The following is a 14,488-nucleotide window of genomic DNA, read 5'->3' as shown; positions in this document are numbered from 1 at the left end:
GAAGCCGCATAGCCGTGTCCGGCCGCGGGCGTTCCGGGGCGAGCCACGTCCATTACCGAAATTGAAGGCGGATAGCAATGCGAAATCCATCATGAGAAGGATCGGCATCCTACTGCGTCATTTCGGCGAATGTAAGTGACAGTTTGGCGATCAAACCTCAAATCGCACACGTGTGGTGAACAGATGGAAACGCGGCAGCCGCGAGTCGGCGCCGCACCGAATCAATCTCGGTATAACGAAATGAACTGCCGAACCGACACCCCCATCGATCGGCCCCGCACACACACGCATCACCGACGCGCATGCACATCGTCCTCGACGTCGTCGACCTCCGCCGGAAAGCGATGCTGGCCGAAGCTGAGGATCAGCACGCCTACCGCGAGCAGCACGATTCCGAACGTGGTCATCAGCATCCGCTCGGGGCTGTCGGTTGCGCCGCGCAGGATCAGGTCGCGCGCGAGCGACGTCATCGCAATGAACAGCGGAAAGCGCACCGGCAGCCGGCCGAGCCGCAGGTAACGCACGTTCATCGCGAGCACTTCGAGATAGAGGAACATCAGCAGCAGGTCGGTCAGCGATACCTCGCCCGCGAGCACGACCTTCCACGCTTCCTGCGTCATCGCGAACGCGGTCGCGAGACCGATCACGATCAGCCCGGCCAGCTCGGCCGCGTGAAGGAAGTGTCCGAAGCGGCGGCGGATGCGCTCGGCGGCCGTATCGGCGGAAACAGTGGACGTATTCAAGGCGATGACCGGTGCAATGAGGGTTGTGCCGCGATCGACGCTCCGTCGACACGGCGGATGGTTTCGGGCGGCGGAAAGCCCGCGACGCGCGCATCGGGAAAGGTTGCGCACGCACCGGCCGCGTTGGTGGCCTGCGCGACCGCGGACAGCGTGCGCCGGCAGCACTGGTGGAACGCGACGCCCGCATCGGTACACGCCACGTCGCCGCCCGCACGCGCCAGCAACAGCCGGCAGCCGAGATACCGTTCGAGGCGGTCCAGCCGCTCGCTGACTTGCGCGCGGCCGAGCTTCAGTTCGGACGCCGCGGCGGACACCCCGCCATGCTCGACCACCGCGACATAAATACGCATCGCTTCCAGCAGGTTCATCATGATGGTCCTCGTCGGCGGGCGGAGCGAACCTAATCTACTGCACGCGCCACGCCCGCTCAAGAGCACAGCGCCGCGGGTTTCAGGAGTACAGCTGCACGCCCGCGACGCGAAATCGGACCCCGATCAACCCATTCGAATGACAGATTGGCGATACGTGTTCCAAAGACCCGCCGAAGCTGCTAGATTGCATGCTCGACGACGTTACGCGGTGCGGCGAGGTCGCGCGCCGGGCGAACGCGCGGCCACCGAGCCTGCCTCCCCCTTGCGCGCCCGGGCGGCAGGCCGCCGCCGCTGCGGCCCGTTGCGCGATGCCCGCGCAACGTCCTTCATCCGCATGTCACAAAGAGAACAGTCGCATGACACAGTCCAACCGTTCGTCTTCGCGCGCCGCGGCATCCGCGGCCCGTCCGTCCCGACATGACTGACCGGCAGGCCGCGATGCAAACCCGTCCCCCGCTTTCCCAGGCCGTTCACAGCCCGGTCACGCGCAGCGCAATCTTCCTCGTTGCCACCGTCAACCCCGGCGCCGAGCGCGCCGACACGATCCGCGCGTGGTGCGGCGACATCGCCGCGCTCGTGCGCTCGGTCGGCAAGCGCGTGCCGGACGGCAACCTGTCCTGCGTATGCGGCTTCGGCGCCGACGCATGGGATGCGCTATTCGGCGATCCGCGCCCCGCGTCGCTGCATCCGTTCCGCGAATTCGGCGCCGGCCAGCGCGTCGCGATCGCGACGCCGGGCGACATCCTGCTGCACATCCGCGCCGACGCGATGGACCTGTGCTTCGAACTCGCGACCCAATTGCTCGGCGCGCTCGGCGACGCGGTCACGGTCGTCGACGAGGTGCACGGCTTCCGCAACTTCGACCAGCGCGCGATGATCGGCTTCGTCGACGGCACCGAGAACCCGGAAGGCCGCGAGGCGGTCGACTTCACGGTGATCGGCGACGAAGATGCCGAATTCGCGGGCGGCAGCTACGTGATCGTGCAGAAGTACCTGCACGACATGGCCGGCTGGAATGCGCTCGCGGTCGAGACGCAGGAGCGCATCATCGGGCGCACCAAATTGTCCGACATCGAACTCGCGCCGGACGTGAAGCCGTCGTGCTCGCACAGCTCGCTGACCACGCTCGACGAGAACGGCCAGGAAGTGAAGATCCTGCGCGACAACATGCCGTTCGGGCGCCCCGGCTCCGGCGAATTCGGCACCTACTTCATCGGCTACGCGCGCTCGCCGGCGCCGATCGAGCAGATGCTCGAGAACATGTTCGTCGGCCGCCCGCCCGGCAACTACGACCGGCTGCTCGACTACAGCCGCGCGGTCACCGGCTCGCTGTTCTTCGTGCCGTCGGCCGACCTGCTCGAGGCGCTCGCCGATCGCCCGGCACCGGGCGCCGAAGCCACCGCCACCGCCGCGCAGCCGGCCCCCGCATCGCCCGAGTCGCGTCGTGACGGCTCGCTGAACATCGGATCGCTGAAAGGAGCCAAAGCCTATGAATAACCTGCACCGCGAACTCGCGCCGATTTCCTCGTCCGCCTGGGAGCAGATCGAGGAAGAAGTCGCACGCACCTTCAAGCGCTCGGTGGCCGGGCGCCGCGTGGTCGACGTCGAGGGCCCGGCCGGCCCCGAGCTGTCGGCCGTCGGCACCGGGCATCTGCGCGAGGTCGCCGCGCCGCGCGAGCTGGTCGGCGCACGGCTGCGCGAAGTCCGCACGATCGTCGAGCTGACGGTGCCGTTCGAGCTGAGCCGCGATGCGATCGACAGCGTCGAGCGCGGCGCGCGCGATGCCGACTGGCAGCCGGCGAAGGACGCGGCGCAACGCCTCGCGTTCGCGGAAGACGGCGCGATCTTCGACGGCTATCTGGCCGCGGACATCGTCGGCATCCGCGAAGGCACGTCGAACCGCAAGCTCACGCTGCCGGCCGACGTCAGCGCGTATCCGGACGCGATCAGCGACGCGCTGGAAGCGCTGCGGCTCGCCGGCGTCGATGGCCCGTACTCGGTGGTGCTGGGCTCGGACGCCTACACGGCACTCAGCGAAGCGCGCGACCAGGGCTATCCGGTCCTCGGCCACATCAAGCGCATCGTCAGCGGCGAGATCATCTGGGCGCCGGCGATCAGCGGCGGCTGCGTGCTGTCCACCCGCGGCGGCGACTATGAACTGCACCTCGGCGAAGACGTGTCGATCGGCTACACGAGCCATACCGACAAGATCGTTCGCCTTTACCTGCGCGAAACGTTCACGTTCCTGATGCTGACGAGCGAGGCATCGGTGGCCGTGGCGCCGCAGGGCAACCCGGCGACCTGACGTTCCGCCCGCGCGATGCCCGACGGGCATCGCGCCCACCGGCCGCATGGCCGGCCGCACGTTCGTCGCCGATCGAACCATCCTGCATGGAGCGAGAAATGAGCGAATCGAATGAAGCACTACAGGCACTGCAAGCGTCGATCGACAGCCTGAAGCAGGCCGTCGATGCGAACGTGAGCCGCCAGGCCGGCGACACCGCCGTATTGTTCACCGTGGTGGCGCTGATGCTGGCCGAACTGCCGCCCGACTCCCGCAACCTGATCGAGGATTCATTCTCCGTCTGGGCCAATGGTCTGCAGAATGCGGCACTGTCCACCGACGTGAAGCAGATCGCACGGCAGAAACTTGCGATGACACTCTCCGACTGACGCCGCCTTGCCACGGTTGCACGATGTCCGGCCCGCACCGTGCAACCCGCCCGCTTCGCCAGCGGCCGCGCGCCGCGCACCGGTTGCGGTGCGCGCGCGGCCCGGCCTGACCCGTGCGCGCACGCTGCCGCGCTGCGCGCTCGCGCCGATGTGCGCGCGCCGTGTTGCGTCGCGCGCCTCCCTTCCCGTTTGCTCGCTGCCGGCGCCTGCGCGCCGATGTCGCACCGCGCTTCGCGCGCGTCGCACGCCGCCACGTTTGCGCAGCCCGCACGCCGCACCCGCATGCTCGCTCGTCTGTACTCCTTGCGTCCCGTGCTCGCACGCTTGTGAGGGTGCAATTCCCGGCCGGGCCGATGCGGAACTGTGTCTTGGAGGCCCCCGGCCGATTCGCTATTTTTGAACGCAGTCGAAGTGATGGCGCAGGCGCCGCGAAGCAGCGGTATTGCGGGCGTCGAGCACGGCCGGTCGCGTCGTGCGGCAGGCACGCCCCGGCGCCCTCGCGCATCGGGACTTCCGTTTCGATTCACGTTCATTGACAGGAGCCAGACCACCATGCCCGCACTTTGCGACATCTGTCACGCCCGGCCGGCCGTCGCGCGCGCCACCGTGATGCAGGACGGCGAGCGCAAGACGATCTCGATCTGCGACTACCACTTCCGTCAGCTGATGCGGCATCAGAGCATGCTGAACCCGTTCGACTCGCTGCTGGGCGGCGGCGCGTCGTCGCTGTTCGGCGAGTCCGGCGACACGTCACCGCTCGCCGCGGAGATTCCGCGCGAGTCGGTCGACCCGACCGACGCGTTCAGCGAGCAGACGCTCGAACTGCTGCAGCGCGCGGCCGAAAAGGCGCACGAGCTGCGCCGCGGCGAACTCGACACCGAACATCTGCTGTACGCGCTCGCGGACACCGACGTGTGCGCCGCGCTGCTGAAGGAACTGAAGCTGTCGCCGCAGGACATCAAGTCGTACATCGACGAGCACGCGCACACCGGCGCGGCCTCCCCCGATGCGTCGCTCGACAAGCTGTCGATCTCGCCGCGCGTGAAGAAGGCCGTGCAGTACGCGTTCCAGGCGTCGCGCGACCTCGGTCACTCGTACATCGGCCCCGAGCACCTGCTGATCGGTCTCGCGTCGGTGCCGGACAGCATCGCCGGCACGCTGCTGAAGAAGTACGGCGTGACGCCGGAGGCGCTGCGCCAGAAGGTCGTGAAGGTCGTCGGCAAGGGCGCGGAAGACGGCCGCGTCGATGCGCCGACCGGCACGCCGAATCTCGACAAGTTCGGCCGCGACCTCACCGCGATCGCGCGCCAGGGCAAGCTCGACCCGGTGCTCGGCCGCGCGCAGGAAATCGAAAGCACGATCGAGGTGCTCGCGCGCCGCAAGAAGAACAACCCGGTGCTGATCGGCGAGCCGGGTGTCGGCAAGACCGCGATCGTCGAAGGCCTCGCGCAGCGGATCGTGAACGGCGACGTGCCCGAAGTGCTGCGCGGCAAGCGGCTCGTCGAAGTCAACATCAACTCGATGGTCGCCGGCGCGAAGTATCGCGGCGAATTCGAGGAGCGCGCGAAGCAGCTGATCGACGAAGTGACCGCGAAGCACGACGAACTGATCCTGTTCATCGACGAGCTGCATACGATCGTCGGCGCAGGCCAGGGCGGCGGCGAAGGCGGGCTCGACATCGCGAACGTGCTGAAGCCGGCGCTCGCGCGCGGCGAGCTGAGCCTGATCGGCGCGACCACGCTGAACGAATACCAGAAGCACATCGAGAAGGATGCGGCGCTGGAGCGGCGCTTCCAGCCGGTGTTCGTGCCGGAGCCGAGCGTCGAGCAGACGATCGTGATCCTGCGCGGGCTGCGCGACAGCCTCGAGGCACACCATCAGGTGACGTTCGCCGACGACGCGTTCGTCGCGGCCGCCGAGTTCGCCGACCGCTACATCACCGCGCGCTTCCTGCCCGACAAGGCGATCGACCTGATCGACCAGGCCGCCGCGCGCGTGCGGATCGGCGCGACGTCGCGCCCCGTCGACATCCAGGAAGGCGAAGCGCAGATCGCGCAGCTGAAGCGCGAGCAGGACTACGCGACGTCACGCAAGCGCTTCGACGAAGCGAAGCAGTTCGAAGAACAGATCAACGAGAAGCAGAAGTCGCTCGACGAAAAGATGGAAGCGTGGCAGCGCAAGACCGGTTCCGAGACGCTCGAGGTGACGGTCGAATCGGTCGCCGAAGTCGTGTCGCGGCTGACCGGCATTCCGGTGTCCGAGCTCACGCAGGAAGAGCGCCAGAAGCTGCTGAAGATGGAAGAGCAACTGCGCGAGCGCGTGGTCGGCCAGAACGACGCGGTGGTCGCCGTCAGCGACGCGGTGCGGCTGTCGCGCGCCGGGCTCGGCCAGACGCACCGGCCGATCGCGACGTTCCTGTTCCTCGGGCCGACCGGCGTCGGCAAGACCGAGCTCGCGAAGGCGCTGGCCGAGACCGTGTTCGGCGACGAGCAGGCGATCATCCGCATCGACATGTCCGAGTACATGGAGCGGCACGCGGTCGCGCGGCTGATCGGCGCGCCGCCCGGCTACGTCGGCTACGACGAAGGCGGCCAGCTCACCGAGCGCGTGCGGCGCCGCCCGTACAGCGTGATCCTGCTCGACGAGATCGAGAAGGCCCATCCGGACGTCTACAACGTGCTGCTGCAGGTGTTCGACGACGGCCGGCTGACCGACGGCAAGGGCCGCGTGGTCGACTTCAGCAACACGATCATCATCGCGACGAGCAACCTCGGCGCCGCGATCATCATGGACAACCTCACGCAGCCGGAAGCCGCGCGCAAGACCGACAAGGCGATCCGCGAGCAGCTGATGCAGGTGCTGAAGGGCCATTTCCGCCCCGAGTTCCTGAACCGGATCGACGAGGTGATCGTGTTCCATGCGCTGTCGAAGGAGAACATCCGCTCGATCGTGCAGATCCAGCTCGACCGCGTGGTGCGCACCGCCGCCGCGCAGGACATCACGCTCGTGATGGGCGACTCGCTCGTCGAACACCTGACCGAAGCCGGCTACCAGCCGGAGTTCGGCGCGCGCGAGCTGAAACGGCAAGTTCGGCAGATCATCGAAACGAAGCTCGCGAAGGAGATCCTCGCGGACAAGCTTCAGTCGGGCGACCGCGTCGAAGTCGACTACGACACGGCCGGCGACACGGTGACGTTCAACAAGCTGGCGCCGCCTGAAGCCAAGGACGCGAAGCAGGACGCCGACGGCAAGGCCAGGCCGAACGGCAAGGCCGCGAAGGCATCGGCCGATGAAAAGGATGACGAAGCAAAGGCCGATACGCCGCCGCCCGTCGCGAAGGCATCCGGCAAGAAATCGTCCGGTGCGAAGAAGGACGCGCACTGATACCACGCGGGCCCGGATGCCTGGGCCCGCTTGACCGGCGCCGTCCGCCGGACGGCGCCGCCCCAACGCCGCGACGCGGCGCAACCCGAGCCACCCCGCAGCGGGCCCGGCTCATGGAGATTCACATGACAAATCGACGCGAAGTGCCAGGCATCAGGAAGTACGATGGGCCCGCCGGCGGTTGGGGCGCGCTTCGCGCGACAGCCGAGGCCGTGCGCACGCAGATGGAAACCATCGAGGCGCCGATCGTGCTGATGCGGACCAACCAGCCCGACGGTTTCGACTGTCCCGGCTGCGCGTGGCCCGACAAGGAACACAAGTCGACGTTCCAGTTCTGCGAGAACGGCGCGAAGGCCGTCACGTGGGAGGCCACGACCAAGCGCGTGACGCCCGAGTTCTTCGCGGCGAACACCGTGTCGTCGCTGCTGCGGATGTCCGACTACGAGCTGGAGAACATGGGCCGGCTCACGCATCCGCTCGTCTACGATCGCGCGACCGACACGTTCCGCGCGGTCGAATGGGACGACGCGTTCGCGCGCATCGGCGAGGTGCTGCGTGCGCTGCCGCCCGAGCAGGTCGAGTTCTATACGTCGGGGCGCGCGTCGAACGAAGCCGCGTACCTGTATCAGCTGTTCGCGCGCGAGCTCGGCACCAACAACTTCCCCGACTGCTCGAACATGTGCCACGAGCCGACCAGCGTCGGCCTGCCGCAGTCGATCGGGATCGGCAAGGGCACCGTTTCGCTGGAGGATTTCGACCACTGCGAGCTGATCATCTCGATCGGCCACAACCCCGGTACGAACCATCCGCGGATGATGGGCACGCTGCACGAGTGCGCGCGCCGCAACGTGCCGATCATCGTGTTCAACCCGTTGCGCGAGCGCGCGCTCGAACGCTTCGCCGATCCGCAGGACATGATCGAGATGGCGTCGTTCGGTTCGACGCGCATCGCGTCGACGTACTACCAGGTCGACGCGGGAGGCGACGCGGCCGCGCTGAAGGGCATCATGAAGGCGCTGCTGCAGCTCGAGGCCGAGCGCGGCGACGTGCTCGACCGCGACTTCATCGCGCAGCACACCAGCGGCTTCGACGCGTTCTCCACCGACCTGCAGGCCACGTCGTGGGACGACATCGAGCGCGCGAGCGGCCTGAGCCAGGCGCAGCTCGAGCAGGTCGCGCTCGCCTATGCGAAATCGAACGCGACGATCGTCACGTACGGGATGGGCGTCACGCAGCACAACAAGGGCACCGCGACCGTGCGCCTGATCGCCGACCTGCTGCTGATGCGCGGCAACTTCGGCAAGCCCGGCGCGGGCGTGTGCCCGCTGCGCGGCCATTCCAACGTGCAGGGCAACCGCACGGTCGGCATCACCGAGAAACCGTCGGCCGAGTTCCTGCAGAAGATCGAGGACGTGTGCGGCTTCAAGCCGCCCGCGCATCACGGGCACGACGCCGTGCAAGCCATGCAGGCGATGGTCGACGGCCAGGCCAAGGCGCTGCTGTGCCTCGGCGGCAACTTCGCGGTCGCGCTGCCCGATCCCGAGCTGTCGTTCCCCGCGATGGCGAAGCTCGATCTCAGCGTGCATCTCGGCACGAAGCTGAACCGCTCGCATCTGCTGGTTGCGAAGGAAACCTACATCCTGCCCGTGCTCGGCCGCACCGAGCTCGACATGCAGGCGAGCGGCCGGCAGTCGATCACCGTCGAGGATTCGATGTCGATGGTCCACGCGTCGGCCGGCAAGCTCAAGCCGGCGTCCGACGCGTTGCGCTCGGAGCCCGCGATCGTCGCGGGGATCGCGCATGCGACGCTGTCGAACAGCAAGGTCGCGTGGCTCGACCTGATCGCCGACTACGACCGCATCCGCGACCTGATCGACAAGACGGTGCCCGGCTTCGAGGCGTTCAACGAGCGGATCCGCACGCCGGGCGGCTTCCGCCTGCCGCTGCCGCCCACCGAGCGCGTGTGGCCCACGCCGACCGGCAAGGCGATGTTCTCGGTCTACACGGGCGTGAAGGAAGACGCGGACGTGCTCGGCGCCGAGCAGGTGCTGCGGCTGATCACGCTGCGCAGCCACGACCAGTACAACACGACGATCTACGGGCTCGACGACCGCTATCGCGGCGTGTTCGGGCGGCGCGACGTGCTGTTCATGAACGCGGCCGATCTCGCGAAGTACGGGCTCGAACACGGCGACCTCGTCGACATCGAGACGATCACCGCATCGGGCCGCACGCTGCGCCTCGAGAAGATCACCGCGATCGAGTACGACATCGCGCCGGGGTCGGTCGGCGCGTATTACCCGGAAGCGAACGTGCTCGTGCCGCTCGACTACATCGACAAGGAAAGCGGCACGCCGTCGTACAAGTCGGTGCCGGTGCGGGTCGCGCGTTCCGCGGCCGTGTGATCCGCGGGCGGGCAGGTTCGCGACGTCCGGCACGCATGCGACATGCCGTGACGCCGAGAACCTGGCTGCCGCCCCGCCTCCCCGCTCTCACGGCCGCTGCATCGCAACCGATGCGGCGGCCGCTTCGTTTTCACGTGGCGAACGGCACGCGGCTTACCGCGCCGCCGACGGCGGCAGAGCCGCGCCCGTCTGCCGGCGACGGTATGCGCTGTCGCGCGTCGCGAGCCAGTAGTACAGCGGCGACGTCAGCGCGAGCCCGACGAGCCAGGACAGGTCGGCGCCGCCGAGATGCGCGGGAATCGGGCCCGCATACATCGGCGTGTTCATGAACGGGATCTGCACGACGATCCCGATCGCATACGCGAGCAGCGCCTGCGGATTGAAGCGGCCGTACACGCCGCCGTCCGCCATGAAGATCGACTGGATGTCGTACTTGCCCTTGTGGATCACGTAGAAGTCGATCAGGTTGATCGCCGTCCACGGCACCAGCACGACGAGCAGCGCGAGCACGAGATCGACGAGATTGCCGACGAAGTTGGTCGACGCGCCGATCGCCGCGTAGCAGCACGCGATGAAGATCACCACCGACACCACCGCGCGCGTCTTCGCGGTCGGAATCCACTTGTATGCGAAGGTCTGCACCGACGTGATGACGGCGAGCACCGCGCCGTACAGGTTCAGCGCGTTGTGGCTGATCACGCTCAGCAGGAACAGCACCAGCATCAGCGGGCCGAGCGGGCCCGTCGCCTGCTTGACCGCGTCCATCGTGTCCGCGCCGGCCGGCACCGCGAGCACCGCGACCGCGCCGAAGATGAATGCGAGCGTCGAGCCGATCGTGCAGCCGAGATAGGTCGCCCAGAACGTCGACGCGACGCCGGCGTCTTCCGGCAGGTAGCGCGAATAGTCCGACACGTACGGTGCGAACGCGATCTGCCACAGCGCGGACAGCGACACCGTTGCCAGCCACCCGGCGAAATCGAAGCCGCCGCGCGTGAGGAAATCGGCGGTGCTCACGTGCGACAGGATCATCCAGAAGCCGACCACGATGCCGATGCCCAGCACCCATGTGCCGATCCGGTTCAGGATGTGGATGAACCGGTAGCCGACGATCCCGATCAGCCCGGACCCCACCGCGCCGATCACGATGCCGACGGGCACCGGCACCGACGACGCGATGCCGTGCACCGACTTGCCGGCCAGCACGATGTTCGACGCGAAGAAGCCGACGTACATCACCGCCGCGATCACCGTGACGAGCAGCGCGCCCCACGAACCGAACTGCGCGCGGCTCTGGATCATCTGCGGGATGCCCATCTGCGGCCCCTGCGCCGAATGCAGCGCCATCAGCACGCCGCCGACCGCCTGGCCGACGACGATCGCGACGATCGCCCACATCAGGTTCAGGTGAAAGAGCTGCACGCCGAGCGCGCCGGTCACGATCGGCAGCGGCGCGATGTTGCCGCCGAACCAGAGCGTGAACAGGTCGCGCACCTTGCCGTGGCGTTCTGCGGGCGGCACGTAGCCGATCGTGTGTTTCTCTATCATGGGGGACGCGTTGCGGTCCGCGGTCGTCATGGCGAAGTCTCCTGTGCTGCGCGGCGATGCGCGCGTGCCGTTTCAGCCGGCGCGCGACCGTGCGCGCGCCTGCAATCGGGTCCGGACACGCGGGCGACGCCGATCGGCGCGCCGGCACCCACTACGCCACTACGCGCGGGGACGGATGACATGCCCCGCCGGTGCGTGCGCGCTTTTGTCGCGATCCGGATTGGAGACGATGGTGCGCCACGCATGCGGCGACCGGAAAATACTAAAAATATTTCCGGGACATACGAAAAAGCTCTGCAGCGGAAACGGCGGCGCCGATTTTCTTCGGTTAAGGTGCTACCCGAAACGATGGCCCGGTTGCGCGCGCCGGCGACGCGTGCGCGCCGGAGCCGAGTAACAGGGGTATCAGGGGTAACAGCGGTAACAGGGGTGCTCGTGGCTCACTACACTTTGCGGCAACTGAAATATTTCGTGACGACGGTGGAATCCGGCAGCGTCGCCGAGGCGTCGCGCCAGCTCTTCATCGCGCAGCCGTCGATCTCCAGCGCGATCAAGGGGCTCGAGGAGAGTTTCGGCGTGGAGCTGTTCATCCGCCATCACGCGCAGGGCGTGTCGCTGACGCCGAGCGGCACGCGTTTCTACCGGAAGGCGCAGGAACTGCTGCGCATCGCGCATGAATTCGAACAGAATGCGCTCGCCGACAACGACGTGGTCACCGGCGAGATCGACATCGGCTGCTTCGAGACCGTCGCCCCGCTCTACCTGCCGCAACTGATCGCGGGCTTTCGCGAGCGCTACCCGGGCGTCAACATCCGGCTGCGCGACGGCGACCAGCAGGAGCTCGTGCAGGGCCTCACGGCCGGCACCTTCGATCTCGCGTTCCTCTACGATCACGATCTCGACGGCACGATTGAAACCGAGCCGCTGATGCCGGCGCAGCAGCCGTACGTGCTGCTGCCGGAGAACCACCGGTTCGCGGGCCAGTCGCACGTCTCGCTGCGCGACCTCTGCGTCGAGCCGATGATCCTGCTCGACGTGCTGCCGAGCCGAACATACTTCGTCAGCCTGTTTCACGAACTCGGGCTCACGCCGAACATCGTGTTCGCTTCGCCGTCGATCGAGATGGTGCGCGGGATGGTCGGCCAGGGGTTCGGCTTCTCGCTGCTCGTCACGCGGCCGCATTCCGAATACACGTACGACGGCCGGCGCGTCGTGACGATCGCCCTCAGCGAAACGGTCAGCCCGTCGGGGCTCGTGAGCGCACGGCTCAAGCGCGGGCAACTGACGAAGCAGGCGCAGTCGTTCGTCGAGTTCTGCCGCGAGCGACTTGCGCAGATCGTCACGGAATCGGTGCGGTAGAACGACGGGGAAAGACGCACGCGCCGGGGGGCGTACGGTTTGCGGTTTGCGGTTTGCGGTTTGCGGTTTGCGGTTTGCGGTTTGCGGTTTGCGGTTTGCGGCCCGACTACCCGACCGACTCAGTCGACTGAATCCGCTGAGTCGGCTGAGTCGTGCGGATCGATCGAATCAACCCGCTTCAGCGAGATACGCCGCAAGCCGGGCGAGCATCGCGTCGCATCCGTGCAGCTGCTCGACCGTGACGAACTCGTCGGGCTTGTGCCCCTGGTCCATGCTGCCCGGCCCGCACACGACGGTCGGAATGCCGGCCTGCCCGAACAGACCGCCCTCGGTGCCGAACGCGACCGTGCCGAACGCGTCGGAGCCGCTCAGCATCGCGAGCAGTCGCGCGGCTTCGCTGTCCGGCGACGTCGCGAGTCCCGGATACGCGCCGAGCGGCTCCAGGCGAATGTCGGTATCGGGTTGCACCGCGTGCATCTTCGGCAACAGTTCGGATTCCGCATAATCCTGCAGCTTCCTTGGCACGTCGTTCGCATCGAACGCCGGCAGCGCCCGCACCTCGAAGTCGAATTCGCATTCGGCCGGCACGATGTTCAGCGCGCGGCCGCCCTTGATCAATCCCGCCTGAACGGTCGAGAACGGCGGATCGAAGCGGTTGTCGCGATGCTCGGGCCGCGCGAGCGCCGCGCCGATCTCGCCGAGCCGACCGATCAGCTTCGCCGCGTAGTCGATCGCGTTGACGCCGAGCGGCGCGTACGCCGAGTGGCACGCCGCGCCCTTCACGTGGCAACGCATCGCGAGCTTGCCCTTGTGACCGAGCACCGGCTTCAGTTCGGTCGGCTCGCCGATCAGGCACAGGCGCGGCCGGTGCGCGCGCGCGGCCAGCGCGTCGAGCATCGGCCGCACGCCGAGACAGCCGACCTCCTCGTCGTAGGAAAACGCGAGATGCACCGGCAGGCCCAATCCCCGCGCGACGAACGCCGGCACCGCCGCGAGCACCGACGCGATGAAGCCCTTCATGTCGGCCGTGCCGCGCCCGTACAGCCGGCCGTCGCGTTCGGTCAGCCGGAACGGCTCGACCGTCCACGCCTGCCCGTCGACCGGCACCACGTCGGTATGGCCCGACAGCACGATGCCGCCGCGATCGCGCGGCCCGATCGTCGCGTACAGGCTCGCCTTCGTGCGTTCCGCGTTGTAGAACAGCTCGCTCGAGACGCCGAAGCCGCCCAGGTAGTCGCGGATGAATTCGATCATCGCGAGGTTCGAATCGCGGCTGACCGTCGCGAAGCCGATCAGCCGCTCGAGCAGTGCGCGGCTCGACGTGTCACTCATCGCCCGGCACCCCGTAGCTCGGCGCGGCGGTCGGGTTCAGCGCGCGCGTCTGATAATCCTGCATCTGCGGGCGATACGCGTGCCACAGCGCATCGAGTTGCCCGATTGGATCGACATCGGCCCAGTCGACGCGCAGGTCGACGATCGGCCAGGTCACGTCGCCGGCCACCTTCAGCGCGGCCGAATGCACGGGCCCGGCCTCGCCGCCCGCCGCGATCGCCACGTGCATCGCGGCCAGCAGGCGATCGGGCAGCAGCCCGGGCGCCTGCTCGAACGCGCGCGCCATCGCATCGATCACGGCCGGCGCGGCCAGCAGGTTGCCGGCCGCCACGCATTGCTCGCCCTGCACTGCATGGTGCGTGCCGAGCGCTTCCTTGCCGGTGAAGCACGCGGTCTGCCCCTGCCCGTCGATCACCGTGACCTGCCGGTACTGGCTCCAGCCGTTCGCGCTGAGCGCGTGGTCGAGCGCGGCGGCCGGCGCGAGTTGCCGATGCTCGATCAGATCGAGGATCTGCGGGCCCAGCGCCGGCAGCGTGATGTTCTGCGTCGCGACCGCGCCGACGCCCGCGCGCACCCAAGGGCAGCGTGCGCCCACCGCGATGCTCGACGAGCTGATCGCGATCCCGAGCTGGCCCGTTTCCGGGCAGCGCCCGACGATGGAGAAAGTCATGTCGGC

11 protein-coding genes are annotated in these 14,488 nt (G+C 67.8%); 6 read left to right on the top strand and 5 right to left on the bottom strand.

Annotated elements, in window-relative coordinates:
- Window positions 1–290: 290 nt before the first annotated feature.
- Window positions 291–743, bottom strand: coding sequence for a phosphate-starvation-inducible protein PsiE (locus NQV17_RS10225; RefSeq protein ID WP_044848158.1), 453 nt, complete (start codon window positions 741–743; stop codon window positions 291–293).
- Window positions 740–1,114, bottom strand: coding sequence for a LysR family transcriptional regulator (locus tag NQV17_RS10220; protein WP_257771951.1), 375 nt, complete (start codon window positions 1,112–1,114; stop codon window positions 740–742). The genes NQV17_RS10225 and NQV17_RS10220 overlap by 4 nt, the downstream gene beginning before the upstream one ends.
- 417 nt (window positions 1,115–1,531) lie before the next feature.
- Here NQV17_RS10220 and NQV17_RS10215 point away from each other — a divergent pair, with 417 nt between their 5' ends.
- The 5 genes from NQV17_RS10215 to NQV17_RS10195 all read left to right on the top strand — a co-directional run bounded on the left by NQV17_RS10215 (window position 1,532) and on the right by NQV17_RS10195 (window position 9,576).
- Window positions 1,532–2,611: a Dyp-type peroxidase gene (locus NQV17_RS10215; protein ID WP_257771949.1), complete on the top strand. Its 1,080-nt coding sequence runs from the start codon at window positions 1,532–1,534 to the stop codon at window positions 2,609–2,611.
- On the top strand, window positions 2,604–3,419 hold the full coding sequence (locus NQV17_RS10210) for a family 1 encapsulin nanocompartment shell protein (RefSeq protein WP_257771947.1): 816 nt from the start codon (window positions 2,604–2,606) through the stop codon (window positions 3,417–3,419). The genes NQV17_RS10215 and NQV17_RS10210 overlap by 8 nt, the downstream gene beginning before the upstream one ends.
- A gap of 98 nt (window positions 3,420–3,517) precedes the next feature.
- Window positions 3,518–3,787 carry a hypothetical protein gene (locus NQV17_RS10205; RefSeq protein ID WP_257771945.1) on the top strand — a complete coding sequence of 90 codons (270 nt, stop codon included), beginning with the start codon at window positions 3,518–3,520 and terminating at the stop codon, window positions 3,785–3,787.
- Between the two features lie 552 nt (window positions 3,788–4,339).
- Entirely contained in the window at window positions 4,340–7,171 is a 2,832-nt protein-coding gene (locus tag NQV17_RS10200) for an ATP-dependent Clp protease ATP-binding subunit (RefSeq protein WP_257771943.1), read from the top strand.
- Between the two features lie 125 nt (window positions 7,172–7,296).
- Window positions 7,297–9,576 carry an FdhF/YdeP family oxidoreductase gene (locus NQV17_RS10195; RefSeq protein WP_257771941.1) on the top strand — a complete coding sequence of 760 codons (2,280 nt, stop codon included), beginning with the start codon at window positions 7,297–7,299 and terminating at the stop codon, window positions 9,574–9,576.
- A 153-nt stretch (window positions 9,577–9,729) separates the two neighbouring features.
- Here NQV17_RS10195 and NQV17_RS10190 read toward each other — a convergent pair whose 3' ends face one another.
- Complete coding sequence (locus NQV17_RS10190) at window positions 9,730–11,151, bottom strand: cytosine permease (RefSeq protein WP_044848152.1); 1,422 nt, start codon at window positions 11,149–11,151, stop codon at window positions 9,730–9,732.
- A 405-nt stretch (window positions 11,152–11,556) separates the two neighbouring features.
- Between NQV17_RS10190 and NQV17_RS10185 the strand changes: the two genes are divergently transcribed.
- On the top strand, window positions 11,557–12,480 hold the full coding sequence (locus tag NQV17_RS10185; protein WP_257771938.1) for a LysR family transcriptional regulator: 924 nt from the start codon (window positions 11,557–11,559) through the stop codon (window positions 12,478–12,480).
- A gap of 168 nt (window positions 12,481–12,648) precedes the next feature.
- Here the strand turns inward: NQV17_RS10185 and argE are convergent, their stop codons facing one another.
- Both argE and NQV17_RS10175 read right to left on the bottom strand, forming a co-directional pair.
- Window positions 12,649–13,812 (bottom strand): acetylornithine deacetylase, encoded by a 1,164-nt coding sequence (gene argE, locus NQV17_RS10180; protein ID WP_257771936.1) that lies wholly within the window; start codon window positions 13,810–13,812, stop codon window positions 12,649–12,651.
- Window positions 13,805–14,482 (bottom strand): DUF1028 domain-containing protein, encoded by a 678-nt coding sequence (locus NQV17_RS10175; protein ID WP_257771934.1) that lies wholly within the window; start codon window positions 14,480–14,482, stop codon window positions 13,805–13,807. Before NQV17_RS10175 ends, argE begins: the two co-directional genes overlap by 8 nt.
- Between the last annotated feature and the right edge of the window lie 6 nt (window positions 14,483–14,488).

The organism is Burkholderia sp. SCN-KJ, assembly GCF_024656005.1.
In the GTDB taxonomy this organism is placed as follows: domain Bacteria; phylum Pseudomonadota; class Gammaproteobacteria; order Burkholderiales; family Burkholderiaceae; genus Burkholderia.
This window is presented reverse-complemented; position numbering and strand designations above follow the sequence as displayed.

Bases quoted from the DNA above. Each gene is read 5' to 3' on its own strand.
- NQV17_RS10220 (WP_257771951.1), bottom strand. From the start codon at position 1,114: ATGATGAACCTGCTGGAAGCGATGCGTATTTATGTCGCGGTGGTCGAG.
- NQV17_RS10190 (WP_044848152.1), bottom strand. From the start codon at position 11,151: ATGACGACCGCGGACCGCAACGCGTCCCCCATGATAGAGAAACACACG.
- NQV17_RS10215 (WP_257771949.1), top strand. From the start codon at position 1,532: ATGACTGACCGGCAGGCCGCGATGCAAACCCGTCCCCCGCTTTCCCAG.
- NQV17_RS10175 (WP_257771934.1), bottom strand. From the start codon at position 14,482: ATGACTTTCTCCATCGTCGGGCGCTGCCCGGAAACGGGCCAGCTCGGG.
- NQV17_RS10210 (WP_257771947.1), top strand. From the start codon at position 2,604: ATGAATAACCTGCACCGCGAACTCGCGCCGATTTCCTCGTCCGCCTGG.
- NQV17_RS10195 (WP_257771941.1), top strand. From the start codon at position 7,297: ATGACAAATCGACGCGAAGTGCCAGGCATCAGGAAGTACGATGGGCCC.
- NQV17_RS10200 (WP_257771943.1), top strand. From the start codon at position 4,340: ATGCCCGCACTTTGCGACATCTGTCACGCCCGGCCGGCCGTCGCGCGC.
- NQV17_RS10205 (WP_257771945.1), top strand. From the start codon at position 3,518: ATGAGCGAATCGAATGAAGCACTACAGGCACTGCAAGCGTCGATCGAC.
- argE (WP_257771936.1), bottom strand. From the start codon at position 13,812: ATGAGTGACACGTCGAGCCGCGCACTGCTCGAGCGGCTGATCGGCTTC.